This is a genomic window from Humibacillus xanthopallidus (genome assembly GCF_044793955.1).
In the GTDB taxonomy this organism is placed as follows: Bacteria; Actinomycetota; Actinomycetes; order Actinomycetales; family Dermatophilaceae; genus Humibacillus; species Humibacillus xanthopallidus_C.
Map to the genome: position 1 here is coordinate 4,414,049 of NZ_CP084995.1, position 24,998 is coordinate 4,439,046.

Genomic DNA, 24,998 nt, shown 5'->3' on the forward strand with positions numbered 1-24,998 from the left:
GAGGATCAGGATCAGGCGAGGGCCGACCAGGCGGCGAGCCCGAGGTAGACACCTCCGGTGGCCACCCCGGCCGACCGCGACGAGCCACCCAGCAGCTGTGGTCGAGACGGCGAGCAGCGCCGACGCAGGAGCGCCGTGCACGCGATGACGTAGCCCGCATCGCAGACGAAGGCGAGCAGCACGACGCAGAGGCCGAGCAGGAGCAGCTGCCCCGTCGGCACCGCGGATCCGGGTGTGACGAACTGCGGCAGGAAGGCGAGGAAGAAGACCACGGTCTGGGGGTTGAGCAGGTCGACGGCAAAGGCATCCCGGGCCAGCACCCACCTGCCCCGGCGCGGTGTCACCGTCACGGTGACGGCCGAGACCGTCCTCGCCGGGAGCACGTGCCGCACGCCGATCACGACGAGGTAGGCCACCCCGGCCACGCGCAGGGCGGTGAGGGCCGCACCGGACGACGCGACGAGCGCACCCACTCCGACGGCCGCCGCGACGACGTGGACGAGCAGGCCGGCCTCGAGCCCGACCACGGTGATGAGACCGGCCGCCCGACCGTGCGCCACGGCTCGGGTCACGGCGAAGACGACGGACGGTCCCGGCACCACGAGCAGGGCCAGCGTGGCGACCACGAAGGGACCCATCGTCGCCGTCATCGCCATCACCCCCCAGTGCTCTCCCGGGGTAGAGGGCCGGGCGGGCGCACTGATACCTGCCCGCACCGCCACCGCGGGAGCGCCGCACATTGGGAGCAGACGGCGACCGGACGGCATACTCACGTGGTGACGAAGAACCTCTCCGAGCGCATCCCGCGGGACCCCGATCCCGACAGCCTCTACGAGGTCTTCACCGAGTGGACCGCGGAGCGGGGGTTGACCCTCTACCCGCACCAGGAGGAGGCCTTCCTCGAGATCCTCAGCGGGAGCAACCTCATCCTCTCCACGCCCACCGGCTCGGGGAAGTCGCTCGTCGCCACCGCGGCCCACCTCGCCGCCCTGGCCGAGGACCGGGTCAGTTTCTACACCGCCCCGATCAAGGCGCTCGTGTCGGAGAAGTTCTTTGCCCTCTGCGAGCAGTTCGGTGCCGACAACGTCGGCATGATCACCGGTGACGCGTCGGTCAACTCGGACGCGCCGATCATCTGCTGCACGGCCGAGATCCTCGCCAACCTCGCTCTGCGAGAGGGCAGCTCGGCCGACGTGGGGCTCGTCATCATGGACGAGTTCCACTTCTACTCCGAGCCGGACCGCGGGTGGGCGTGGCAGGTGCCGATCCTCGAGCTGCCGCAGGCGCAGTTCGTGCTCATGTCGGCGACCCTCGGCGACGTCACGATGTTTCGCGACGACCTCACGCGCCGCACCGGCCGCGCCACCGCCGTCATCTCCGGCACGGAGCGCCCCGTGCCGCTCGAGTTCTCGTATGCCATCACCCCCCTCCACGAGACCATCGAGGAGCTGCTCGCGAAGGACCGCGCGCCCGTCTACGTCGTGCACTTCACGCAGGCGGCGGCCCTCGAGCGGGCGCAGAGCCTCATGGCCGTCAAGATCACGACGCGGGAGGAGCGCGACGCGATCTCTGCCCGCATCGGCAACTTCCGCTTCGGCGCGGGCTTCGGCCGCACGCTCTCGCGCCTCGTGCGTCACGGCATCGGCGTGCACCACGCGGGCATGCTGCCGAAGTACCGCCGGCTCGTCGAGCAGCTCGCGCAGGACGGCCTGCTCAAGGTCATCTGCGGCACCGACACCCTCGGGGTGGGCATCAACGTGCCCATCCGCACGGTCGTGCTCACCGGACTGACGAAGTTCGACGGCACGAAGCAGCGGATGCTCAAGGCGCGCGAGTTCCACCAGATCGTCGGACGGGCCGGCCGCGCCGGGTTCGACGTGCGTGGCTGGGTCGTGGCCCAGGCCCCCGACCACGTCATCGAGAACCACCGGGCCGTCGATAAGGCGGGCGACGACCCCAAGAAGCAGCGCAAGATCCAGCGCAAGAAGGCGCCCGAGGGCTTCATCAGCTGGTCGGAGGAGACCTTCGAGCGCCTCATCGCCGCCGAGCCCGAGGCCCTGGCGCCGAGGATGCGCGTCTCGCACTCGATGCTCGTCAACATCCTGGCCCGCGAGGGCAACCCGGTCGCGCACGCGCAGCGGCTGCTCTCCGACAACCACCACGAGGCCAAGGACCAGCGCCGCCTGCAGCGCCACGCCCTCGTCCTGGCCAAGGAGCTGATCAGCTCCGGTGTCGTCGAGCGGCTCCCCACCGCCGAGGCCTCCGGACGCCGCTACGCGCTGACCATCGACCTGCAGCGCGACTTCGCCCTCAACCAGCCGCTGGCGCCCTTTGCGCTCGCGGTCATGGAGACCCTTGACCCCGAGTCCGACTCCTACGCAAAGGATCTCGTGTCCGTCATTGAGGCGATCCTCGAGGACCCCCGTCAGGTGCTCTGGGCCCAGGAGTCGAAGGCCCGCGGCGAGGCCGTCGCTGCCATGAAGCTCGACGGCATCGAGTACGAGGAGCGCATGGAGCGCCTCGAGGAGGTCACCTGGCCCAAGCCGCTCGCCGACCTGCTGGAGGTCACGCTCTCCGCCTACCGCCACACGCACCCGTGGATCTCACCCGACGCGCTCTCGCCCAAGTCGATCGTGCGCGAGATGTACGAGCAGGGCATGACGTTCAACGAGTTCATCTCCGCCTATGGGCTCTCGCGCTCCGAGGGTCTGCTCCTGCGCTACCTCACGGACGCCTACCGCACCCTGCGGCACACGGTGCCCGAGTCGCACCGCACCGAGGAGCTCGAGGACGTCATCGAGTGGCTCGGCGAGCTCGTGCGCCAGACCGACTCGAGCCTGCTCGACGAGTGGGAGGACCTCGTCAACCCCAGCGCCGCCGTGCTGCAGCAGGGAGACCTCGCTCCGCCCGCCCGCCCGCTCACGGCCAACGTGCGCGCCTTCACCGTGATGGTGCGCAACGCGATGTTCCACCGCGTCGAGCTCGCGTCGCGCGATGCGTGGGAGCTGCTCGGCGACCTCGAGGCCCGGGTGGCGGAACTGACCGACCCGCCCCAGAAGGTCGTCATGACCCCGCAGGAGTGGAACGACGCGCTCGGCGCCTACTACGACGAACACGACTCCATCGCGACGGACCAGGAGGCGCGCTCGCCGGGCCTGCTGCAGATCGAGAAGACGGCGCATGAGTGGCGGCTTCGTCAGGTCGTCGTCGACCCCGATGGCGACCGCGACTGGGGCATCACCGCGATCGTCGACCTCACCGCGAGCGATGAGGTGGGAGCCGCGGTCCTCACCGTCACCGCCTTCGAGCGGCTCGGCGGCTGACCGAGGCCCCCGGTGGCCGACTGCGACCACCGGGGACCTCGGACCACGCGTCATCCGGACCGGGTCAGCCCTTGTGGATGACGATCTGACCGCCCGAGAGCGCCGTGGTGGGGTTCGCGGTGTCCCCGCTGCCGATCTGGTTGTCGTAGACGATGGTGCTGTCCGACGTCTTCCAGATCTTCATTCGCAGCTTGTCGGGGCTGCCGTCGGTCGCGGTCAGCATGAAGCTGTAGCCGCTGGCGCCGTTCACGGTGCCGGTGCCCTTGTACTGCGCCTTGGTGCCGGCGACGACGAGCCACTGGTAGGTGCTCGAGTGGAAGTTCAGGTTGCCCGCCTGGAACTGGAACTCGGTGCTGCCGGTGGGCACGGTGGCGCCCTTCTTGTACTTCGACACGAAGCCGATGTTCGCCCGACCGGACGCGTCCGGGTCGGCCGGGTAGGCGCCGGCGGGCGAGGTGATCCAGCCGCCGCCGGTGACGAAGCCGCCGTCGGGGTCGAAGACGACGACGAAGCCGCACGTCTCGGTGTCGGACCCGCCGTCGTCATCGGTCACGGTGACCGCGATGTCGAAGATCCCTGCCGAGGTGTACTGGTGCGTTCCCCCGACCGGCGAGGTCGCCGCCGTTGCGGGGCTCACCGCCCCGTCGCCCCAGTCGACCGTCATCGTGTGGGTGTCGTTGACTCCCGGGTCGGTGAAGGTGCCGGCAAAGGAGACGTCGGTGCCGACCTGGTTCGGCGCCACGGGGCAGCTCGTCAGCGTCAGGCTCGGCGCGACGTTCGTGACGGTCACGTCGGTGCTGTCGCTGTCGGTCAGGCCACCGGCGTCGGTCACCTCGAGGGTGACCGCGTCGACTCCGTCGTCCAGACCGTTGTAGGTCGCGATGGCGCTGTTGGCGTTGGTGATCGAGCCGATGGCGGGCGCGGCGCCGCTCCATGCGTATGCGGCGAGCGGGCCTTCGGTGTCAGACGAACCGCTGCCGTCCAGCGCGACGGTGGAACCCTCGGCCACCGAGACGTCCGGGCCGGCGTCGGCCACGGGAGCGCAGTTGACGTAGACGTTGACGGCCGGGAAGTTGACCGTCGCACCCTCGTCGTCGGTGTACGTGACGGACTGGTTGACGGGCAGTGAGCCGCACGGCGTCCCCTCGTGCACGACGTCGTAGGTGATGGTCAGCAACTCGTCGCCCAGGTTCGCCCGTTTGACGGTGAAGCCGGCCAGAGTCTCCCCGGAGACGGCGGCTCCGAGAGTCGCCGCTGCGGTGCCGGCCACATAGTCCCAGCCGTTCGCGACGGTGACGACGATCTGCGGGTTGGTGGCACCGGGCACGTTGACTGCCGCGACGAGCTGTTGCAGGATCGCCGCAAGTGAGGCGAAGTCCGCCACCGGGAAGGTGTGCGTGGCATCCGGCTCTGAGGCGATCGTGTTGAGCGTTGCCTGGTTGATCCCGCTGCCGACGCCGACGGCGAAGACCTCAGCTTCGGACTGCAGGGCCGTCGCTGCTGCGAGCGTCGGGTCGCCGCCGTTGGCGTTGCCGTCGGTGATGACGATGACGACCTGGTTACGACCTGCGGTATCCGGAAGGATCGAGGCCGCCTGGTTGAGGCCGCAGGAGATGCAGGTGGTCCCGGTCGACTGGGGGTTGTTCGTGATGGCGGTGTTGACGTCCCCTTGGTTGCTGCTGAGGCCGATGATCGTTTCTTGGCCGGACGCGAAGCCGACCACGCCGACCCGGCCGCCCTGGGTGAACAGTCCGTCGGCCGCGACCGCGTTGACGACGCTGTTGGCGAATGTCTTCAGGGTGGTGAAGTCGGCCGGACTGATGCTGCCCGACTCATCGAGGACCAGGACCAGGTCAGTCGGCGTCGACTGGACGCTGGTCTCGCCCTGGAGGGTGAGGGTCACCGTCGACGTGCCGCCGGGGTTGATGGACGTCGGACTGGCCGAGGCGCCGGGCGACGGGTCGGCAGAGGCCGGTGGCGCGCCGGCCAAGCCGGTTGCCGCGAGTGCGAGTGTCGCCGCGAGGGCGGTGAAAGACCGTGTCAAGGCAGGCCGGCGCCTGCGAGCTCGTGCATGCATGCGGAATCCCTTTTGGATCGGGTGCGCCGGGACCTCCTGTGGCCCGGTGTCGCCCGTTGTGCCCCCCGATGTCCGGTAGAGCCGCGATGTCGACCGGTTGATACCTCGCACCGGCGTGTCGGGCCCCGCGCCGGTTAGCATCGCCCGGTGGAGCTGCGCACCGAGGTCCTCGACGAGGTTGACGGCGTGTGTGTGCGCCCGGTGGGTTCCCGCACGCACACGGGCACCGGCGTGCTGGTGCTGTCCGGGTCGAGCGGCAGGGTCGAGCTCGAGCGTGCCGGCGTCCTCGCCGGGGTCGGCACGACCGCGCTCACCTACCGCTGGTTCGGCTCCCCCGGCCAGCCGGCCGGCATCTGGGAGCTGCCGCTCGAGAGCTTCGAGTGGGCCGTCGATCACCTCTCCTCCCAGTGCGACCGGGTGGTGCTCCTCGGGTCGTCCAAGAGCGCGGAGGCCTTCCTGCTGTATGCCGCCGACGACCCCCGCGTCGACGCCGTCGTCGCCCTGTCGCCGAGTCACGTGGTGTGGGCCAACGTCGCTCCGGGTCCCGACGGATCCCTTCGGCCGCAGCATTCCTCCTGGTCGAGGGCGGGCCGGCCCGTGCCCTTCGTGCCCTACGACGACGACGTGACCGTGGGAGGCGACCCGCCCGCCTTCGAGCCGCTCTACCGGGCGAGCCTGGCGACGCACGAGGACCTCGTGGCCGCCGCGACCATTCCGGTCGAGCGCTTCTTCGGCGAGGTGCTGCTCGTCGCGGGTGGCGACGACCAGGTCTGGCCCTCGCTGGACTCGGCCCGACGGATCGAGGCCCGGCGCGCGGCCTTCGACCTGCCGACGACCGTCGTGACTCACCCGAGCGCGGGTCACCGTGTGGTGATGCCGGGTGAGAGCGTCGCCACCGGCGGCGCCCGGATGGCACGCGGCGGTTCGGAAGCGGCCGACCGGGCACTGGGGCTGCTCGCGTGGCCCGAGATCAGGCGGGTCCTCGGCGCTCCGGCCGGATGAAAACGGCCCCGTCTCAACGCGCAAGCGAGGCCCTCGAGGTGGGTATGTTCACGGGTGCCCACCGGGGATCCCTCAACCGACAGGAACCGCTCACATGGATTCGACCGACGTCAAGCAGGCCTCACGGCGGGCGGGTGACCACCCAGCCCTCGAGATGGCCGCCCGCATCGGGTATGCCACCAACGGCGTGCTGCACATCATCATCGGCGTCATCGCCCTCGCCCTCGCCTTCGGCTCGAAGAGCGCGAGCGCCGACCAGTCCGGTGCGCTCGGGTCGATGGCGCAGAACCCGCTCGGCATGATCACGCTGTGGATCGCCGTGGTCGCGTGGCTCGGGCTCGGCATCTGGCAGGTCACCGAGGCCATCACCGGCAGCCGTGACACGAGCGACCGGCTCAAGGCCGCCGCCAAGGCCATCGTCTACGTCGTGCTCGCATGGTCGGCCTTCAGCTTCGCCACCGGGGGTGGTTCCTCCAGCAAGGAGCAGTCCACCGACTTCACGACCACCCTCATGGAGAAGCCTGCGGGCCAGTGGCTCGTCGCCGCCGTCGGGCTGGGTGTCATCGGCGTCGGTGTCTACCACATCATCAAGGGGTGGAAGAAGAAGTTCCTCGGCGACCTCGAGTCGCACCCCGGCGAGTGGATCGTCAAGGCCGGCCGGGTCGGCTACATCGCCAAGGGCATCGCGCTCTCCATCGTCGGCGGGCTCTTCGTGCTCGCCGCCGTGCGCCACAAGCCCAGCGAGGCGCAGGGCCTCGATGGCGCCCTGCGCAACCTGCTCGGCGCCCCCGGCGGTCCGGTGCTGCTCGCACTCGTCGCCCTCGGCTTCATCGCCTTCGGCATCTACTGCTTCGGGCGCGCTCGTCACGCCGACGTCTGAGTCGGGCACAGGACCCCCGCCCTTCTCCGGGGCACAGATAAGCCGATCGCCGGGAACCCCAAGGGTTCCCGGCGATCGGCGTGTCAGAGACGTTCGCCTCGATTGCCGACGTCAGCGCCGCACGGCCTCGCGTGCCTGCGCGCCGACCTTCGCGCCAGACGTCTTGCGGCGCAGGTAGTTCCACGCGAGCAGCATGCAGATCACGCCGTTGACCGCGCCGATGACGATGTCGGAGAGGTGGTGCATGCCCCTGTAGAGGCGGGCGTAGCCCACGAGCAGCGGCACGAGGACGCAGAGGGCCGTGACGAGCCGACGCAGCCAGGGCAGCTCGATGCGCTGCGCCATCATCGCGAAGGTCAGGTAGAGCGCCGTTGCGGCACCCATGTGGCCGCTGGGGTAGCTCGAGGTCGGAGGAGCCGGATCGAGGCGCGTGACCTCGGGACGGTCGCGCCCGGTGATCGTCGTGGCCGCGACGAAGACGCTGGCCTGCGCGGAGATCGCGAGCGCCGGCACGACGGCATACCACCACTCCTTGGTGCGCCACCACACGAGGGCGACCATGATGATGCAGACCCCGATGATGATCTCGGTGTTGCCGATGCGCGACCACACGTTGGTGATGGCGTTCCACAGCTCGGTGCGCCCGCCAGCGAGCGACGTGCTGATGGACTCCTCGGACTTCAGGTCGGCCAGCGGGCCGACGATGAGGAAGCCGATGCCGACGATCACGCCGAAGAGCACGACGGCCGGCGCGAGCACCCGCAGGGCCATGTCGCGAAGGGCCGACCCCACCGGAGGCCGTGACCTGTCGATCTCATAGCGGTGGATGAAGGTGTGGTTCACGAATCGCCTTTCGTCTCAGGCCCGCTGCGTCCCTCCGGCGGAGGGGTGTCATCGGGTCCAGTGGGGTTCCACCCGAGATAGCCAAGGTAGGAGGCCGTGGCGAGGCCCACTCCGAAGAGCACGCCGGCCAGCACGTCCGATGGGTAGTGCACGCCGAGGAAGACGCGGTCGAGGCACGTCACGACGACGACGGCCGACAGGCCGCCGACGAGCCAGCGACGCCCAGCCGGCGACAGCACCGGCCAGAGGAGCAGCACGAGCACCGTCGCGATGGCCGCCGAGTTGGCGACGTGACCGGACGGGAAGCTGTAGCCCGGGGCGTGCGACACCGGGTCGCTGACGACGGGACGGGCGCGATGCACGACTTCCTTGAGCGCCAGCTGCAGGGCCCAGGCGACCATCATCGTCACGAAGGCCCACAGGGCGCGGCTGCGCAGGCCGTACTTGCGCCACACGACGATGCACACGATCGTGGCGAGCACGTAGAGCACCCGCGGCTGGGTCGCCTCCTGCCACCAGATCAGCGCGGTGCGCAGCCACGGGTTGTCACGGGTGATGTCCGTCGCCGCGACGATGACGCGCTCGTCGAACTCGATGACGGGGAGGAACTTCTCGCGGACGACGAAGGCGAGCGCCGTGACCGGCACGGCGAAGACGAGGCCGAAGCCGACTGCCTTGAGCAGCCGACGGCCCCGACCGCCGCGCGGCTCGGGCCCGCGCCTCTCGAGGTCAGCCAACCCGCACCACCAACGAGTCGGGAAGCACGCGCGCCGCCAGGGCGCGACGCGTGCCGATGGGGTCGCCGTCGATCTCGGTCTCCACCGCGTCCTTCGTCTGCACGGTGAACTCGCGTCCGCGCAGCCGGTCGAGGCGCTTGTGGCCCGTGCGGTGGTGCGTGATGACGTCGCCGAAGACGGACAGCCAGCCGAAGAAGCCCTTCGGTGCGACGACGACCGAGTCGAGCACCCCGTCGTCGAGCTTCGCCTCGGGCATCAGCTCGATGCCACCCTGGAGGGTGCCGCAGTTGCCGATGACGACGCTGCGGGCGTGGCGCCCGATGCGGTCTCCGGGGCGATCGACCTCGCCCGGTCCCCCGGTGGCCGACACCGCGACTGAGAAGCCGCGACCGAAGATCTTGCGCATCGCGGCGAAGATGTAGGCCACCCAGCCGACGACCTTCTTGACCTTCTCGTTCGTGTCGGCCATGACCTCGCCGTCGAGCCCGATGCCGGTCATCACGAGGAAGACCTCCTCACCGTCGCGACGCCCCTCCGTGGGGTCGTCGGCGCGGCCGCCCGGGCCGGCGGTGGAGTCGGCGCCGATCTCGGAGAGGCTGTCGCCGGTGCGCACGAGCCCGACGTCGATGCGTCGGTCGGAGCCCGAGAGCATCACCTCGACGGCGTCCTCGAGCGAGTCGATGGGCAGGCCGAGGTTTCGGGCCAGCAGGTTGCCGGTGCCCCCGGGGAGCAGGCCGAGCGCGGAGTCGGTGCCGACGAGCGAGGACGCGACGGCGCGCACGGTGCCGTCGCCCCCGAGCGAGGCGACGACGTCGGCACCGGACTCGACGGCCTCGCGGCCCTGCTTCTCGCCGGTCTCCTCGGCCGTCGTCGGGATCCACTTCGGCTCGTCCCAGCCGTGCGTCGCGGCGGCGGAGCCGATGAGCTGCTTCGTGGCGTCGAGGTCATCGACCTTGACGGGGTTGTAGACGACGGTGAGGCTGCGGCGGGCGCGGGGCGCCTCGGGCACGGTGTCTGACATGGGGGGATCCTAGGGCTCGAGGCGTGAGGGGGACGCGGCCGTCGACTCGACCAGCCGGTGACATACCCACGCTGCCGCGGGGCCCACCACGGACCCCCGACGCGTAGCCTGCGCCCGTGCCCACCATCCGCCACCGCCTCCTCCTCGCGACCGTGCTGGGCGTGCTCGCGGGGCTGCTCGTCCCCCTCGGGACCAGCAGCCACCTGCTGACCCACGCGCTCGTCGGCTTCGTCGTCGGGGGGCTCGCCTTCGCCGTGCCGCTGCTCGTGCACCTGCTGGGGCACGACGCCCCGGACACCCGCGCGAAGGTGGCGGGGCGTGACGGCGACGCGGCGTGGTACGACCTCGTCGTCATCATCGTCGGGCTCGCCAGCCTCTGCGGCGTGGCGGTGCTGCTCATCGGTGGGCAGTCACGGGGCGCCGCCCAGGTCGTCGAGGCGCTCATCGGTGCCGGGGCGGTCGCCGTGGGTTGGCTCTGCGTGCACACGGTCTACGTGCTGCGCTACGCACGCGTCTACTACGCGAGCCCCACGCCGCCGATCGACTTCAACCAGGACGAGGACCCGACCTTCTCGGACTTCGCCTACTTCTCCTTCAACCTCGGCATGGCCTACCAGGTGTCCGACACCAACCTGCGCACCGCGCTCGTGCGCAGGGTCGTGCTCGGGCACGCCCTGCTCGCCTACCTCTACGGCACGATCGTCATCGCGGCGACGATCAACCTGCTCGCCGGTCTCGGTGGTCTGGGCGGCTGAACCCAGCCTTCAGACGCCGAGGCGTGACTTCTCGTCCGACACCCAGAGCCCGATGAGCCCGGAGAAGTGCGCCATGAAGGTGTCCTGCTCGTGGGCGGGGTAGGTGGCCTGCACCGTCGAGCGCAGGATCCGGGTGAAGGCATCGGACTGCACCCACTCGAGCACAGCCGCGTCGAGGTGCGGCAGGTGGCGCTGGCACCACGCCCAGTAGGCCTCGGTCTCGAAGTACTCGTCGGCGATGGCGAGGTAGGCGTCGAGCTTCTGCTCGTCGTCGAGGTCGGTGCGGTCGGCCACGTCGAAGTAGCGCCGCATCTCGAGGTCCATCGGGCCGCGGCGCCCGGTGGCGAGGCAGTAGGCCGACCACCTCACGAGCGCCTTGATGGCCCAGGGGAAGTAGTAGTGCAGCGAGGTCACCGCGACGTCGGGGCAGGCGTTCGCGTAGTCGATCGGATAGACGTCGTCGCCGGCGACGAGCATCTCGCAGGAGTTGAACTCCCAGCCGAACATCGCGTTGACGATCCGGCTGATGGCCGCGGTCTGCTTGCCCGCCGACGGTGACAGGAAGTCGTAGGACACGGCATACCGGTTGTGCATCGGCTGGTCGGGACGGAAGTCCATGACCATGGTCTCGGGGCCGATCGACAGCGCCCGCGCGAAGTGCTCGTAGTCGACCGTCGACTGCAGGTGCATGAGCATCTCGCCCGACTCGTCGTAGGCCTTGATGAGGTCGGCCTCGTCGTTGATGCGCGAGACGCCGCGCCAGCCGCCACCGTCGAAGGGCTTCATGTACATCGGGTAGCCCAGGTCGTTGGCGATCGCCTTGAGGTCGAAGGGCTGGTTGTACTTCGCCGAGGTGTAGGCCCAGCGCACGTTGTCGACGGGGTGCTTGTAGGGGACGAGCCACGTCTCGGGGACCTTGAGCCCCAATCGCATCAGCGCGACGTAGGCGCTGTGCTTCTCCATTGACTGGAAGGTGAAGGGGCTGTTGAGCAGGTAGGTGTCGTTCATCAGCGCGGCCTTCTTGAGCCACTCGCGCGGGTGGTAGTACCAGTAGGCGAGGCGGTCGATGACGAGCTCGGTCCGCACCGGCTGACGCAGGTCGAACGGCTCGATGGTGAGCCGCTCGCTCGTGAGCTCGTGGGTGACGCCGTCGTCGGTGGTGATCGGACCGACGAGCCGCAACAGCTCCTCGAACGCAGTGGGCCAGTCCTCCTCGGCACCGAGCAGGAGACCGACGAGGTGCGTCCGGGTCGTCGATGACGGCGTCACGTCGACGTCTTCGGCCGACTGCTGCGGGGCGTTCTCGGTCATCGTGCAGCTCCTAGGGTCCGGTGGCTCGGTCAACGAGAGCGATCCTTGCAGGTAGCGCGCCATCTGTCGCGATTCCGCTCGTCGTCTGGGTGGCCCGAATCGTCGGCACGGCTCGGGCGCCCAGCGTCGTCAGGGCCAGCAGGTCGAGCAGGTGCGGGTCGAACGCCCGGTGCCACGAGGGCCAGTCGTGCCGGCCGGGCACCACGTCCAGGTCGACGTCGTGTCCCTGCCGCTCGAGCGTGCGTGCCATCAGCTCGTTGTTGCGCAGGTTGCCCTCGGCCGAGCCGCACGTGAGGACGATGCGGGCGTGGCTGCGCCGGCGACGGGCGCGGCTCACCTGAGAGACGAACGTCGTCACGCGGTCCCAGTGCTCGAAGCTCTCCTCGCCGTCGATCCGCTTGCGGAAGAACGACCCAGACTGCAGGAAGAGGCCCGCGAACGTGCCCGGGCGCAGCCATTCGGCCTGCAGCGCCGCGAGCGCCCCCAGGCTCGCCCCCATGATGGTGGGCCTCCCGACGGTCCGGTATGCCGTGAGCACCGTTGGCAGCACGTGCTCGGTCAGCGCTTCGGCGTAGTGGGCGTTGGCGGCATACCGTGCGTTGCGGGGGCCGGGTCGCAGCAGCGCCACCCGCATGGCAGGCACGCGACCGGCGAGGTGGGCGTCGTGCAGCACCTGGAGCAGGTGCGCCCGCCGGGCGTACTCCGGCCCGTCGTGGGCGAGGAGCAGCGGCAGGGCCTCGGTGCGGCGTGTGCCGTGCGGGGTGACGAGCGCGAGGTCGACCTCGCCCACGGGCGTGCCGGTGACGGTGATCCTGGTGCGCCCCACGGGGACCAACCTAGTTCCCGTTGTCCACAGGCCCACGGTCCGACCCGGTGGCCAATGGGTCTCGGGTGACAGCATGGGCGCTCGACGACACGGAGGTGGGGCACGGTGGGCACGGTGGGCACGGACAGCGATGAGGTCGTTGCGCTCGTCAGCGCGGCGCTGCACGCCCTCGACCACGGCCTCGGCGACCGCCTCGATGACGCCGCCGTCACGCTCGCGGGCAGGTGCGCGTCGGCGGCGACCCAACGCACGGTGGTCGTGACCCTGCTCGACAGCCTCACCGCCGCGACCTCGATGGCGTGGCACCGCGGGTGGCAGCCGAGCGACGTGCACCGCCTCGCCGGACGCCGGCTGGGCGCCGCCGAGCAGGGTCTCGCGGTCGACGTCATGAGCCACGAGCTCGGCCGCTACGCCCCGACGAGCGTCGACCGCCGCTGGTGGACCCAGCTGCGCGAGCAGGGCGGTGAGGCGTGGTGGCCGGCGTCCAGCACCCTGCTCGACGCACACCGCGAGCGTGGCGTCGACTGGTTCACCCTCGTGTCACGGGCGCTGACGGTGCTGCACCTGCTCGCCCGGCTGCCCGTGCTCGAGCAGCTCACCCCGCTGCCCGGCACCGTCGTGCCGCCCGCCGCTGCGTCCGAGGGAGAGGCGGGCGAGCGCCCGGCCGTCGACGAGCGCATCCTCAGCAAGGTGCGCCTGCTCCTCGCCAAGGCCGAGTCGACGACCTTCGCAGCCGAGGCCGAGACCTTCACCGCCGGCGCCCAGTCGCTGATGGCGCGGCACAGCATCGACGCGGCGGTGCTCGCCGCCGCCGACCCGACGCGCCTGCGCGACCACACGGCGCCCGAGGGGCGCCGCATCGGCATCGACAACCCCTACGACGGGCCCAAGGCCATGCTGCTCGACGCGGTCGCCTCGGCCAACCGGTGCCGGATGGTGTGGAGCCGCGAGCTCGGCTTCGGCACGGTGATCGGTTTCGAGTCCGACCTCGAGGGCGTCGAGGTGCTCTTCACCTCGCTCCTCGTGCAGGCGACGCGCACCCTCACGTCGGCAGGGTCTCGCACCGACCGGCACGGGGGCAGCCGCACCCGGTCGTTCCGGCAGTCGTTCCTCACCGCCTACGCGTCGCGCATCGGCGAGCGGTTGCGCGAGGTGACGGCCGCCGAGGAGGTCGCCGCCTCGGCCACCGTGCGCTCGGCCGGACGTGAGCTCGTGCCCCTCCTCGCTGCGCGCGCCGAGGAGGTCGACGACGCCGTCAGCACGTGGTTCCCCGAGCTGCGAGCCCACTCGGTCGGCTCGGTGCGCGACGCCGAGGGCTGGCACTCCGGGCGGGCCGCCGCCGACCGCGCCGAGCTGGGCTCCGGCCCCGCCATCACCCCCTGACCCCACCTCCTCTCCCCCGCTCCCTCGAGTGGCCTCGCCGTCACACCCACCACGAAGTCGAGTGCCCACTTCGCGACGCCGCCCCAGACTCGAGTGCCTCTTCCTCACACCCCGACGCCAACCCAAAGTCGAGTGCCCACTTCCCGACGCCTCCCCAGACTCGAGTGACCTCTTCGTCACACCCCCGACCCCGGCAGTCCCGTCAGGAAGTGAGCACTCGACGGACGTTCTCCGTCGAGCGGCGGCTTCGTCACACCCCCGAACCCCCGGCATACCCAGGGCACCCGTCGGGAAGTGGGCACTCGACTTGAGCCCACCGTCGAGTGGCCTCTTGGTCAGATCCCGCCACCCGGCATACCCCGTCAGGAAGTGAGCACTCGACCTCAGGTTGCGTGCGACTGGCGCACGTGGTCGCGAGCGCGCCGGAGCCACGTGGTGCGCTCGTCGGCCGATAGGCCTGCCGGCAGCGACCGGTACGCGCGCATCGTGCGGGTGCCCATCGTCAGCGGCTCACTGCCCTCGAGCCCGCTCAGCTCCTCGAGCGAGGCCGCATCGAGCTTGACTCCGATGACGTCAGCCATCGCGATGGCGAAGACGTGGCCGTCGACGAGGGCTGCGAGCGTGCCGAACATCGGCCGCAGCTCGACACCCCCACCGCCGTCCGGCTCGAGACCGGGCTCCGTTGCGAGAAGTCGGCGCAGCTCGGCTCGGGTGGCGTCCTCGGACTCGCGCGCGGTCATGGGCCCATGCAACCACCCGGACGAGCTCAGGACGGACAGGAAGGACCGACAGGACCGACAGGACCGCCGGCCCCGCCCTAGAGGTCGAGATCGGCCCAGATGGCAGCGTGGTCGGAGGCGGCGTCCTGCTCTCGGGTCAGCGTGGGATACATCTCCCACTTGCCTGACGCGGTCCACACCCCCGCCCGGTGCATGCCTGCGGCGGTGATCGTCTCGAAGAGGGCGGGCGAGCAGAGGATGTAGTCGATCTTGTTGCCCTTGGCGGCGGTGCCGTAGGTGCCCGGCCGGCCGAGGTCGTCGAAGCCCGCGAAGGCCGACACGTCGCGCAGGTCGCTGCGCGTGGCGGCCACGCCGGTGCCGCCGGAGCGCAGCAACGGTGACAGCGCCGCACTGCTCGGGGTGTCGTTGAGGTCACCGACGATCGCGACGAGGTCGAAACCGTCGGCGCGCCGCTGCTCGTAGATCTCGCGCACCCGCTGGGCCTGCCGCTTGCGCTTCACGGTGGCCGACCGCCCGCCATACCCCTTCGACTTGAAGTGGTTGACCATGACGACGAGGGTGCGTCCGTCGGGCAGCGCGATCTCGAACTCGGGGCAGTCCCGGCTGAAGATCGGCCCCGCGAGGTCGGCGTCGTCGACGTGGCTCGTGATGCTGCCGATCGGCAGGTTGCCCCGTGTCATCAGCCCGACGTCGATGCCCCGCTCGTCGTTGCCGTCGATGAGCATGACGTGCCCGTAGATGCGCCCGCCCAGCGGGGCGAGCTGGTCGGCGTTGAAGTGCCGCAGCGCCCAGCGGTCCTCGGCCTCGACGACGCCGAGCACGTCGGCGCCGACGTCGTGCACCACCTGGGCCGTATGCCGCACGGCCAGGTCGGTGACGGTCGCTCGCTTCATCTCGAGCCACCCGATCCAGTCACCGCGACCGTTCGCCACCACGGTGACCTTGCCGGGCCCGGATCGCCGCACCAGGCGACCGCGGTTCTGCCGCAGCAGGAAGAGGGGGGTCTCGTCCGAGGCCTTGAGGCCGAGGGTCTCGAGCAGGCGCAGGATCGTCGCCTTGTCGGCCGCCGAGTAGTCCTGCTGCTGGAGGACCTTGGTGAGCTCGGTGTAGGCGTCGAGCAGCGCGCGGGCGTCGCTCCACTCCCCCGAGGAGAGCACCTTGGCGCGGTCGAAGAGGTTCTCGACGTTGTAGGAGGCGAGGCGCATGGCCCTACGCTCCCACGGGCGGCATCGGCATCTGAGGCACTTGGGTCATCCGGCCGCCACGGGGCCGGACGACGGCGAGGAAGAGCGCCGCGACGAGCGCGGTGATGCCGCAGATGGCCCACACGGTGAGGTAGCCCGACAGGGACGCGTGCGCCGTGGCCTCGGCGTCGACGCTGCCCGCGGAGGCGAGCGCGATGGCGAAGACACTCGAGGCGAAGGCGCCGCCGATCGTCTTCGTCGTGTTGGTCATGCCGGTGGTGAGGCCCGTGTGGGTCGGTGGCGCCGCCGCTGCGGCGGCAGTCGGCAGACCGGCCACGAGGGCTCCGGAGCCCAGGCCCGCGATCACCATGTTGGTCATCGTCTGGGTGAGGGTGTCGTGGAAGGGCAGGAAGAGCAGGTAGCCGACCCCCACGAGCACGGCGGCCCCGATCATCGCGGCCCGGGTGCCGGTGCGCCGTCCGACGACGGGCAGCAGCAGCGCCCCGACGGCGAGGGAGAGCACGTAGCCACCGATGATGATCGAGACGCTGCTGGCGGTGGCGCCGAGCCCGTAGCCGGTCACCGCGGGGTCGGTGCGGGCAAAGGTCGACAACGGGATCTGGGCGCCGAGCACGGAGACGCCGAAGAGGAACGCCGTCGCCTGGATCGGCCACTGCCCCGGCGCCCCGAGCACCCGCAGGTCGACGAGCGGCTCGGGGTGCGCCAGCTCGACCCGGGCGAAGGGCACGAGCGCGACGACGCCCGCGACGACGAGCAGCCACGGCCAGGGGCTCGCGGGGCCGACGACGCGCAGCAGGACGAGGCCGGCCATGACGAGGCCGAGCACCAGGGTGATGAGCGCGAAGCCGTGCCAGTCGACCCGTCCGTGCGCGAGCACCGGCGACTCCTCGACCCCGAACCAGATCGCGCCGAGCGCCAGCGTCACGACGACGGCCGGCACCGCGAGCAGCGCCGTCATGCCGAGGGACTCGGCGAGCGCGCCGCTCGTCAGGGCACCGACGATGACCCCGAGCTCGAGCCCGGCGACGAGCAGGCCGGCCGCCCCCCGCACCCGCGACTCGGAGCCACGGGTGCGGCGGTGGATGATCGCCACCTCCATGGGCAGCCACACGACGTAGAAGCCCTGCAGCGCCCACGCGACGAGGAAGAGCCCGAAGCTCGGTGCGAAGGCGACCCCCCACGACGCGATCGCCGTGACCACGGTCGAGAGCAGGAGCACCTTGCGGTGGCCGATGAGGTCGCCGAGCCGGGCGAGCAGCGGCACGACGAGGGCCGAGACGATGAGCTGCGCCGCCTCGAACCAGTTGACGTCGGCGTCCTTGATCGACAGGTGTCGCGCGATGTCGGTGAAGATCGGCGTGTAGTAGCCCTGCAGCACGCCGCTCGCGAGCTCGACGCAGATGAGGAAGCCGACGACCTTCGTGATCGGGCTGCGCGCCAGGGCGCGGGCGGCGTCGGTGACGGCCGTGTCGTCGGTCATGCGAATCCTTCTGTGGCTCAGAGCTGCTCGAGGAGACGGCGATACCACTGCACACCGTCGAGCAGGGCGTCGACGCCGATGCGCTCGTCGACGCCGTGGATCGAGGCCCGCTGCTCGGTCGTCATGCGGAACGGGGTGAAGCGGTAGACGCGCGGCCAGACCCGGTGGAAGTGCCGCGAGTCGGTGGCGGCGAGCATGACGTAGGGCACCGGCACCGTGCCCGGGAAGACGTCGGCGAGCGTGGTCTCCAGCAGCCGGTAGGCCGCGTCGTCCGTGGGTGACACGGGGCTCGGCTCGTCGCCGCTGACGAGGGTCACCTCGACGTGGGGGTCCTTGACCGTGCTGCGGATCCGCTCGATCGCGCCGTCCACCGTCTCGCCGACCATGACCCGCATGTTGACGTGCGCTCGCGCCGTCGCGGCGATGACGTTGGCGCCGGGCGACCCGGAGAGCTGCGTCACCGCGACGGTCGTGCGGGTCATCGCCGCCGTCTCGTGGCCGAGCCGCGAGAGCACCTGCGCGAGGACGGGCCGCAGCAGCCGGGCGCGGGAGAAGACCACGCCGAACGGCATACGCGCGTGGGGTCCGACGGTCTCCATCATCTCGACCGTGGCGTCGGGCAGGTGGGCCGGGAAGGGGCGCTTCTCGAGACGGGTGATGGCCCGCGCGAGCCGGGCCGTCGCCCCTCCCCGCCGCGGGGCGGACGCGTGCCCGCCGTCACCGCGAGCGGTGAGGTCGACGTCGACCGTGCCCTTCTCGGAGACCCCGATGACGGCGATCTCGGCCGCGACCCCGGGCAGCACGCCCTCGACGATGGCGCCGCCCTCGTCGATGACGAACCACGGCTCGACCCCCCGCTCGCGCAGGATCGCCACCGCGTCCTTGGCGGCCCGCCCCGAGACCTCCTCGTTGCAGCCGAAGGAGAGCCACACGTCGCGTCCCGGCGTGACGCCCTCGGCGATGAGGTCCTCTACCGCCTGACAGGTGGCCACGAGTGAGCCCTTGCAGTCGAGCGCCCCACGGCCCCAGACGAACCCGTCGGCCAGGTCGGCGGCAAAGGGCGGGTGAGCCCACACGGAGGGGTCGTCGACCGGCACGACGTCGAGGTGGGCCATGAGCACGACAGGCGCCTCCCGCCCACGCCCGGCCCACCGCACGAGCAGGGCGTCGCCGCTGATCCGCTCGACCTCGCACGCCTCGTGCAGCCGGGGGAAGCGCACCCGGAGCTCGTCCAGCAACGCGGCGAAGGCCGCCCGGTCCTCCTTGGCGCGGTCCCAGTCCGAGACCGTCGGGATGCGGATCAGCGCCCGCAGTGCCTCGACCGCCGGCTCCCCGTTGCTGCGTCGCATCCCCGGAGCGTATGCCGTCCGGTTCGCCGGGTGCAGGGAATGCCGCCCCTGCCCCCGACCGTTCCCCGGACATGGCTGACTACGGACACGACCTGCAGTTCGGGGTGTTCGCGAGCCCTGACGCGGCCCGTGTGCACGAGACCCTCGAGCTGGCGCAGCTTGCCGATGTCCTGGGGCTCGACCTCTTCACCGTGCAGGACCACCCCTACAACGCGGCGCACCTCGACACCTCGACCCTGCTGACGGCCGTGGCGGCGCGCACGTCGACGATCCGGGTGGCGCACAACGTGGCGAACCTGCCGTTGCGACCGCCGGTCGGCCTGGCCAAGCAGATCGCGACCCTCGACATCGTCAGCGGCGGCCGCGCCGAGCTCGGCCTCGGCACCGGGGCCTTCTGGGACGCGATCGTCGCCTCCGGCGGCCAGCGGCGCACCCCGAAGGAGGCCGTCGACGCCCTCGTGGAGGCGATCCGGATCATCCGCCGCACGTGGGGTCAGGACCCGGCCCGGCCCGGCGAGCGGTCGGTGAGCCTCGAGGGCGAGCACTACACGGTCAAGGGGATGCGCGCCGGCCCGACACCGCTCCACGACGTCGAGATCTGGCTCGGCGCCTACAAGCCCCGCATGCTCCGGGTCACCGGGCAGCTCGCCGACGGGTGGCTGCCGAGCCAGGGCTACGCGGAGCCCTCCACGCTCGCGGACCTCAACGCCACCATCGACGAGGCGGCGGAGGCGGCCGGCCGCGGACCCCAGGCGATCCGGCGCCTCTACAACGTCTCGGGCCGCTTCGGCACCCGTGTCGGCTTCCTGCAGGGCACGGCCGACGACTGGGCCGAGCAGCTGGCCGACCTGACTCTCGAGGTGGGCATGAGCACCTACGTGCTCGGCAGCGACGACCCCGACACGGTGCGCCGCTTCGCCGACGAGGTCGCGCCCGCCGTGCGCGAGCTCGTGCAGGCCGAGCGGGCCCGTCGCGCCTCGGCTCCGGCGGAGGACGCGCCTGACCACGCACTCGCAGCGCCTGACGACACGGCGACCGCACCCGGCACCCGACCCGCCCCGGCCCACACCACGCGCCAGGGCCCACCGGCGCCTCGGGCGACCCCGCTCGCCGTGCAGCCGACGCCCGACAGCGGGAGGCGCCTCAGCCCGTCGCTCCCCTGGCGCGAGGACGACCGGCCGGTGACCGCCAAGCCCGACGACGCGGCATACACCCCGGCCCAGCAGGCGACCTCGCAACACCTCGTCGACGTGCACGACCACCTGCGCACGGAGCTGACCCAGCTGCGCGACGTCGTGGACCAGGTGCGACGCGGCCTGCTGTCCGTCGGGCAGGCGCGCTCGGTCATCAACACGATGACGATGCGCCAGAACAACTGGACCCTCGGCGCCTACTGCGAGTCCTACTGCCGCGTCGTCACCGGCCACCACACGCTCGAGGACCGCAGCATCTTCCCGCACCTGCGACGCCGCCAGCCGAGCCTCACGCACGTCATCGACCGCCTCGAGCAGGAGCACCACGTCATCGCCGACGTGCTCGAGCAGGTCGACGAGGCACTCGTCGGCATCGTCGGGGCCGACGGCTACGGCACCGCCGGGCGCGAGGCGCTCGACGAGCTGCAGCGCACGGTCGACCTGCTCACCGACACGTTGCTCTCCCACCTGTCATACGAGGAGCGCGAGCTCGTGCACCCGCTCGCGCAGCACGGCTTCGGCTGACGGGGCCCCTCCGCACGACGGAGCCCGCCCCTTCCGTATGCGGTGGGGCGGGCTCCGTCGTCTCAGGCGGCTCAGGCGCTGGCTGCGGCTGCCCCGTGGTCGAGCGACTCGACGACGGCACCGCAGAACTTCGGCAGGTCGTCGGGGTTGCGGCTCGTGATGAGGTTGCCGTCGGTGACGAGGGCCTCGTCGACCCACTCGCCGCCGGCGTTGCGGATGTCGGTCTGCAGGCTCGGCCACGACGTGACCCGGCGACCCTTGAGCACATCGGCCTCGATGAGCGTCCACGGTGCGTGGCAGATCGCGGCGACGGGGCGACCCGAGGCGACGAAGTCGCGGATGAAGGCGACGGCCGTGCCATCGGTGCGCAGGGCATCGGGGTTGGCGACGCCGCCGGGGAGCACGAGGGCGTCGAAGTCGCCCACCGTCGCGTCGCCCACGATGACGTCGACGCTCTGGGTGTCGCCCTTGTCGAGGTGGTGGAACATCTGGACCGAGCCGGACTCGGTGCTGACGAGCACGGCCTCGTGGCCGGCGTCGGTCACGGCCTTCCACGGCTCGGTGAGCTCGACCTGCTCGATGCCCTCGGGGGCGACGAGGAATGCGACCTTCTTGGACACGGTGCCTCCTGGTGTGGCGGTGGTGCGCAGCGCACGGCGCTGCCGGATGGATCATCGGTGGCGCTGTCGCGCCCCCCTCCGGGCCTTACCCACCTCGTCGCACCCCGCACCAGCGCCCCTCCGGAGGGCCCGCAGCAGAGCGCAGGCGTTTGACGGGGGCGCTCAGGTCGGGTTGCGTATCGGCATGACTGTCATCGGTTTTCACTGTTCCCACGAGCAGATCGACCCTGCCACCCTGCTGCGCGACGTGCAACACGCGGAGCAGGCGGGCTTCACCGCGGGCATGTCGTCCGACCACCTGGCTCCGTGGAGTGCCCGGCAGGGCGAGTCCGGCTACGCGTGGTCGTTCCTCGGGGCCGCCCTCGCCACGACGTCGCTGCCCTTCGGCGTCGTCACGGCACCCGGCCAGCGCTACCACCCCGCCATCACGGCGCAGGCGATCGCGACGCTCTCCCAGATGTTCCCCGGCCGCTTCTGGGCCGCGCTCGGCTCCGGCGAGGCTGCCAACGAGCGGGTCACGGGCGCTGCCTGGCCCCGCAAGGAGGTGCGCGACGAGCGCTTGCGCGAGTGCGTCGACGTCATCCGCCGGCTGCTCGCCGGCGAGGAGGTCAACCACGACGGTCTCGTGACCGTCAACCGGGGCCGGCTCTGGACCCTGCCCGAGACGGTGCCGCCGCTCGTCGGACCCGCCGTCACCCCCGCGACCGCCGCGCGCCACGCCGAGTGGGCCGATGCCCTCATCACCGTCAACCAACCCCTCGACGTCCTCGAGAAGGTGCTCGCGGCATACCGCGACGCCGGGGGCCGAGGCCCGGCGCGACTGCAGATCCACCTCAGCTGGGCACCCACCCAGGACGAGGCGCTCGCCATCGCCCACGACCAGTGGCGCAGCAACGTGCACGGGCCGCCGGTCGCCTGGGACACCGAGACGGTCGAGGCCTTCGACCTCATGGCCGAGCACGTGACGCCCGAGCACGTCGCCGAGGTCGTGCGGGTGTCCGACGACCTCAGTCAGCACGCCTCATGGCTGCAGGAGTACGTCGACCAGGGGTGGGACGAGCTCTACCTGCACTTCGTCGGCAAGGAGCAGTCGCGCTTCATCGACGCCTTCGGAGAGAGCGTCCTGCCGCAGCTCGACCCCATGGCGCCGCCGCCCGCGACGACGGCGACCCCGGCCGTCGAACGCGAGGAGGCGCGCTCGTGAAGCACTCCCAGACCGCAGACCTGTGGTGGAAGAACGCCGTGCTCTACTGCGCCGACGTGCAGACCTTCGCCGACTCCGACGGCGACGGCCAGGGTGACCTGCGCGGCATGACCGAGCGCATCGAGTACCTCGCCGACCTCGGCGTCACCTGCCTCTGGCTGATGCCGCTCTATCCGACCGCCAACAAGGACGACGGCTACGACATCACCGACTTCTTCGGTGTCGACCCCCGCCTCGGGAGCCACGGCGACTTCGTCGAGCTCGTGCGCACCGCCCGGTCGGCCGGCCTGCGCGTCATCGTCGACTTCGTCATGAACCACACGAGCGACCAGCACCCGTGGTTCAAGTCGGCCCGTCGCAGCACGGACGACCGCTACCGCGACTACTACGTGTGGGCGCCGACCGAGCCGAAGTCGAGCGCCAAGGACGTCGTCTTCCCCGACCTGGAGGACAGCATCTGGGAGCTGGACGAGCGCACCGGAGAGTGGTTCCTGCACCACTTCTACAAGACCCAGCCCGACCTCAACATCGCGAATCCCGCTGTGCAGGAAGAGATTGCCAAGACCCTCGGCTTCTGGCTGCAGCTCGGTGTCTCGGGCTTCCGCGTCGATGCCGTGCCCTTCCTCTTCGCGCGCGACTCCGTGCCCGGGGTCGAGGACGCCGAGGCGTTCAAACCCGACCGCTACCTCGGCGACGTGCGCTCCTTCGTCACCCGCCGCCTCGGCGACGCCATGCTGCTCGGCGAGGTCAACCTGCCCTACGAGGAGCAGAAGCGCTTCTTCGGCGGAGAGGACGGCGACGGCCTCAACATGCAGTTCGACTTCAACGGCATGCAGCAGCTCTACCTCTCGCTCGCCCGCGGCGACGCCTCACCGCTCGCCGAGGCCCTGCGCCAGCGACCCGCGATCGACGTGACGAGCCAGTGGGCCAACTTCGTGCGCAACCACGACGAGCTGACGCTCGACAAGCTGACCACGGCCGAGCGGCACGAGGTCTTCGACGCGTTCGGCCCCGAGCCCGAGATGCAGCTGTTCGACCGTGGCCTGCGACGCCGGCTGCCGACGATGCTCGGCGGCGACCAGCGCCGGATCCGGCTCGTCTACTCGCTGATGTTCTCCCTCCCCGGCACACCGGTCCTCTTCTACGGCGAGGAGATCGGCATGGGCGAGAACCTCGATGTCGAGGGCCGGCTGTCGGTGCGCACCCCGATGCAGTGGTCGGACGGCCCCAACGGCGGCTTCTCGACGGCCCCCGCCCGCCGGCTCGCCCGACCCCTCCCGACGGGGCTCTTCTCCCCCGAGCACGTCAACGCGCTCGAGCAGCGCCGCGACCCCGACTCGCTGTGGAACTTCATGCGCCGGCTCATCCGCACCTACCGGCAGATGCCGGAGATCGGCTGGTCGACGGTCGAGATCCTCGACCACGACCAGCCCGCGGTGCTCGCCCATCTGTGCCGCTGTGACGACTGGCGCCTGCTGGCCGTGCACAACCTCGGGGCCGACACGTGCACCGTGACCGTGACGCTCGACGACGTGCCCGAGGGAGCCGTGCTGCGCGACGCCCTGGGCGTCACGGCGGCTGCGGACGACGACGTGCCGGTCTCGTCGGGCACGCCCGTGGAGCTGCGGGTGGAGGGCCACGCCGGCCGGTGGCTGCGCCTCCTCGCGCCCGGCGAGGAGTCCTTCCTCTGACTCGTCGGCGCCTTGTCGCGCCTTGATGCCAGGCGCTCGCCCCTGCCCCCGTGCCGGGTCGAGCGCCTAGCATCGGGGCATGGCCCCTGCCCCGGTCGTGCCCCTCGTCCCCGGCATCTGGCGCATCCCGCTGCTGCGCGACCAGATCAACGGCTTCATCCTGCGCGACGACGACGGGCAGGTCACGCTCGTCGACATGGGGCTGCGGTCATCCGGTCCCAAGGTCATCGCGGCGCTCGGCGCCATCGGGTCGACCCCCTCCGACGTGACCCGCCTCGTGCTGACGCACGCGCACCCCGACCACGCGGGCGGTGCCGCGCACGTGGCCAGCCGGACGGGTCGCAGCTTCGACGTCCACGAGGGCGACGCGCCCTACGCCCGCACGGGCAAGGCGCCGCCGCGCGACCGCAGCTTCCTGCTCGGGCGGCTCTTCGACTGGGTGGCCGGCGGCCAGGCCTTCACCCCGGTGCCCGTCGACCGCGAGCTCACCGACGGCGACGTGCTCCCCGTGGCTGGTGGCCTGCGGGTCGTGCACACCCCCGGCCACTCGCCGGGGCACATCTCGTTGCTCCACGAGGAGACGCGCCTGCTCATCACGGGTGACGCGATCTTCAACGTCCGCCGGCTGCGGTGGCCGATCCGCGCCTTCTGCACCGACTTCGCCATGACGACCCGCACCGCCGAGGTGCTCGGCGAGCTCGACTACGACGTGGCCGCCTTCACCCACGGCCCTGAGCTGCGCGACAACCCTCGCGAGGCGATCCGCGGCTTTCTCGCTCGCGAGCGAGCGGGCTGAGCGGCACCCCGAGCGGGTATGCCGTGCGGCTGGGTCC

Annotated in this window: 21 protein-coding genes; 9 read left to right on the forward strand and 12 right to left on the reverse strand. The window is 71.1% G+C overall.

What is annotated here, in order from left to right; genetic code table 11:
- Window positions 1–11: 11 nt before the first annotated feature.
- Window positions 12–638 (reverse strand): LysE family translocator, encoded by a 627-nt coding sequence (locus LG278_RS19855; protein ID WP_404389338.1) that lies wholly within the window; start codon window positions 636–638, stop codon window positions 12–14.
- Between the two features lie 135 nt (window positions 639–773).
- On the opposite strand from LG278_RS19855, the gene LG278_RS19860 reads away from it, so the two are divergent.
- Entirely contained in the window at window positions 774–3,323 is a 2,550-nt protein-coding gene (locus tag LG278_RS19860; protein ID WP_404389339.1) for a DEAD/DEAH box helicase, read from the forward strand.
- A 64-nt stretch (window positions 3,324–3,387) separates the two neighbouring features.
- Here the strand turns inward: LG278_RS19860 and LG278_RS19865 are convergent, their stop codons facing one another.
- Window positions 3,388–5,367 (reverse strand): VWA domain-containing protein, encoded by a 1,980-nt coding sequence (locus LG278_RS19865; protein WP_404389340.1) that lies wholly within the window; start codon window positions 5,365–5,367, stop codon window positions 3,388–3,390.
- 180 nt (window positions 5,368–5,547) lie between these two features.
- Here LG278_RS19865 and LG278_RS19870 point away from each other — a divergent pair, with 180 nt between their 5' ends.
- Together LG278_RS19870 and LG278_RS19875 are read left to right on the forward strand one after the other, a co-directional pair.
- Window positions 5,548–6,402 carry an acyl-CoA thioester hydrolase/BAAT C-terminal domain-containing protein gene (locus LG278_RS19870; protein WP_404389341.1) on the forward strand — a complete coding sequence of 285 codons (855 nt, stop codon included), beginning with the start codon at window positions 5,548–5,550 and terminating at the stop codon, window positions 6,400–6,402.
- Window positions 6,403–6,496: 94 nt separating this feature from the next.
- Window positions 6,497–7,282: a DUF1206 domain-containing protein gene (locus LG278_RS19875; protein WP_404389342.1), complete on the forward strand. Its 786-nt coding sequence runs from the start codon at window positions 6,497–6,499 to the stop codon at window positions 7,280–7,282.
- A gap of 111 nt (window positions 7,283–7,393) precedes the next feature.
- Here LG278_RS19875 and LG278_RS19880 read toward each other — a convergent pair whose 3' ends face one another.
- Genes LG278_RS19880 through LG278_RS19890 form a run of 3 tightly spaced genes read right to left on the reverse strand, consistent with a single transcriptional unit; the run spans window position 7,394 to window position 9,883 of the window.
- Complete coding sequence (locus LG278_RS19880; RefSeq protein WP_404389343.1) at window positions 7,394–8,125, reverse strand: phosphatase PAP2 family protein; 732 nt, start codon at window positions 8,123–8,125, stop codon at window positions 7,394–7,396.
- On the reverse strand, window positions 8,122–8,862 hold the full coding sequence (locus LG278_RS19885; RefSeq protein ID WP_404389344.1) for a phosphatase PAP2 family protein: 741 nt from the start codon (window positions 8,860–8,862) through the stop codon (window positions 8,122–8,124). The genes LG278_RS19880 and LG278_RS19885 overlap by 4 nt, the downstream gene beginning before the upstream one ends.
- Window positions 8,855–9,883: a diacylglycerol/lipid kinase family protein gene (locus LG278_RS19890; RefSeq protein ID WP_404389345.1), complete on the reverse strand. Its 1,029-nt coding sequence runs from the start codon at window positions 9,881–9,883 to the stop codon at window positions 8,855–8,857. Before LG278_RS19890 ends, LG278_RS19885 begins: the two co-directional genes overlap by 8 nt.
- A 116-nt stretch (window positions 9,884–9,999) precedes the next feature.
- Between LG278_RS19890 and LG278_RS19895 the strand changes: the two genes are divergently transcribed.
- Window positions 10,000–10,638, forward strand: a complete 639-nt coding sequence (locus LG278_RS19895) for a DUF1345 domain-containing protein (protein ID WP_404389346.1) — start codon at window positions 10,000–10,002, stop codon at window positions 10,636–10,638.
- Between the two features lie 9 nt (window positions 10,639–10,647).
- On the opposite strand, the gene LG278_RS19900 is transcribed toward LG278_RS19895, so the two are convergent.
- Together LG278_RS19900 and LG278_RS19905 are read right to left on the reverse strand one after the other, a co-directional pair.
- Window positions 10,648–11,949 (reverse strand): RimK family alpha-L-glutamate ligase, encoded by a 1,302-nt coding sequence (locus LG278_RS19900; RefSeq protein WP_404389347.1) that lies wholly within the window; start codon window positions 11,947–11,949, stop codon window positions 10,648–10,650.
- A gap of 10 nt (window positions 11,950–11,959) precedes the next feature.
- A complete protein-coding gene (locus tag LG278_RS19905) occupies window positions 11,960–12,775 on the reverse strand; it encodes an alpha/beta hydrolase (RefSeq protein ID WP_404389348.1) in 816 nt (271 codons plus the stop codon).
- Window positions 12,776–12,889: 114 nt separating this feature from the next.
- On the opposite strand from LG278_RS19905, the gene LG278_RS19910 reads away from it, so the two are divergent.
- Window positions 12,890–14,158, forward strand: a complete 1,269-nt coding sequence (locus LG278_RS19910) for a DUF2786 domain-containing protein (RefSeq protein ID WP_404389349.1) — start codon at window positions 12,890–12,892, stop codon at window positions 14,156–14,158.
- 383 nt (window positions 14,159–14,541) lie between these two features.
- On the opposite strand, the gene LG278_RS19915 is transcribed toward LG278_RS19910, so the two are convergent.
- The 4 genes from LG278_RS19915 to LG278_RS19930 all read right to left on the reverse strand — a co-directional run bounded on the left by LG278_RS19915 (window position 14,542) and on the right by LG278_RS19930 (window position 18,932).
- The gene (locus LG278_RS19915) at window positions 14,542–14,898 is read right to left on the reverse strand and encodes a TfoX/Sxy family protein (protein WP_404389350.1); all 357 of its coding nucleotides are present in this window, start codon (window positions 14,896–14,898) and stop codon (window positions 14,542–14,544) included.
- A gap of 77 nt (window positions 14,899–14,975) precedes the next feature.
- On the reverse strand, window positions 14,976–16,103 hold the full coding sequence (locus LG278_RS19920; protein ID WP_404389351.1) for an endonuclease/exonuclease/phosphatase family protein: 1,128 nt from the start codon (window positions 16,101–16,103) through the stop codon (window positions 14,976–14,978).
- Window positions 16,104–16,107: 4 nt separating this feature from the next.
- Entirely contained in the window at window positions 16,108–17,583 is a 1,476-nt protein-coding gene (locus LG278_RS19925) for an MFS transporter (protein ID WP_404389352.1), read from the reverse strand.
- A 17-nt stretch (window positions 17,584–17,600) separates the two neighbouring features.
- Window positions 17,601–18,932: a M20/M25/M40 family metallo-hydrolase gene (locus LG278_RS19930; RefSeq protein ID WP_404389353.1), complete on the reverse strand. Its 1,332-nt coding sequence runs from the start codon at window positions 18,930–18,932 to the stop codon at window positions 17,601–17,603.
- 71 nt (window positions 18,933–19,003) lie between these two features.
- Between LG278_RS19930 and LG278_RS19935 the strand changes: the two genes are divergently transcribed.
- Window positions 19,004–20,650, forward strand: coding sequence for an LLM class flavin-dependent oxidoreductase (locus LG278_RS19935; RefSeq protein WP_404389354.1), 1,647 nt, complete (start codon window positions 19,004–19,006; stop codon window positions 20,648–20,650).
- A 71-nt stretch (window positions 20,651–20,721) separates the two neighbouring features.
- On the opposite strand, the gene LG278_RS19940 is transcribed toward LG278_RS19935, so the two are convergent.
- A complete protein-coding gene (locus LG278_RS19940; protein WP_404389355.1) occupies window positions 20,722–21,270 on the reverse strand; it encodes a type 1 glutamine amidotransferase domain-containing protein in 549 nt (182 codons plus the stop codon).
- Between the two features lie 184 nt (window positions 21,271–21,454).
- Between LG278_RS19940 and LG278_RS19945 the strand changes: the two genes are divergently transcribed.
- The 3 genes from LG278_RS19945 (at window position 21,455) to LG278_RS19955 (ending at window position 24,961) form a co-directional block, all read left to right on the forward strand.
- Window positions 21,455–22,474 carry a TIGR03885 family FMN-dependent LLM class oxidoreductase gene (locus tag LG278_RS19945; protein WP_404389356.1) on the forward strand — a complete coding sequence of 340 codons (1,020 nt, stop codon included), beginning with the start codon at window positions 21,455–21,457 and terminating at the stop codon, window positions 22,472–22,474.
- Window positions 22,471–24,165 (forward strand): alpha-amylase family protein, encoded by a 1,695-nt coding sequence (locus tag LG278_RS19950; RefSeq protein WP_404389357.1) that lies wholly within the window; start codon window positions 22,471–22,473, stop codon window positions 24,163–24,165. Before LG278_RS19945 ends, LG278_RS19950 begins: the two co-directional genes overlap by 4 nt.
- A 79-nt stretch (window positions 24,166–24,244) precedes the next feature.
- Window positions 24,245–24,961 (forward strand): MBL fold metallo-hydrolase, encoded by a 717-nt coding sequence (locus tag LG278_RS19955; RefSeq protein ID WP_404389358.1) that lies wholly within the window; start codon window positions 24,245–24,247, stop codon window positions 24,959–24,961.
- Window positions 24,962–24,998 lie beyond the last annotated feature (37 nt).

What these genes read in the sequence shown, in the direction of transcription:
- LG278_RS19855 (WP_404389338.1), bottom strand. Translation starts at nt 638, where the DNA reads ATGGGTCCCTTCGTGGTCGCCACGCTGGCCCTGCTCGTGGTGCCGGGA.
- LG278_RS19875 (WP_404389342.1), top strand. Translation starts at nt 6,497, where the DNA reads ATGGATTCGACCGACGTCAAGCAGGCCTCACGGCGGGCGGGTGACCAC.
- LG278_RS19890 (WP_404389345.1), bottom strand. Translation starts at nt 9,883, where the DNA reads ATGTCAGACACCGTGCCCGAGGCGCCCCGCGCCCGCCGCAGCCTCACC.
- LG278_RS19900 (WP_404389347.1), bottom strand. Translation starts at nt 11,949, where the DNA reads ATGACCGAGAACGCCCCGCAGCAGTCGGCCGAAGACGTCGACGTGACG.
- LG278_RS19915 (WP_404389350.1), bottom strand. Translation starts at nt 14,898, where the DNA reads ATGACCGCGCGCGAGTCCGAGGACGCCACCCGAGCCGAGCTGCGCCGA.
- LG278_RS19920 (WP_404389351.1), bottom strand. Translation starts at nt 16,103, where the DNA reads ATGCGCCTCGCCTCCTACAACGTCGAGAACCTCTTCGACCGCGCCAAG.
- LG278_RS19925 (WP_404389352.1), bottom strand. Translation starts at nt 17,583, where the DNA reads ATGACCGACGACACGGCCGTCACCGACGCCGCCCGCGCCCTGGCGCGC.
- LG278_RS19930 (WP_404389353.1), bottom strand. Translation starts at nt 18,932, where the DNA reads ATGCGACGCAGCAACGGGGAGCCGGCGGTCGAGGCACTGCGGGCGCTG.
- LG278_RS19935 (WP_404389354.1), top strand. Translation starts at nt 19,004, where the DNA reads ATGGCTGACTACGGACACGACCTGCAGTTCGGGGTGTTCGCGAGCCCT.
- LG278_RS19945 (WP_404389356.1), top strand. Translation starts at nt 21,455, where the DNA reads ATGACTGTCATCGGTTTTCACTGTTCCCACGAGCAGATCGACCCTGCC.
- LG278_RS19955 (WP_404389358.1), top strand. Translation starts at nt 24,245, where the DNA reads ATGGCCCCTGCCCCGGTCGTGCCCCTCGTCCCCGGCATCTGGCGCATC.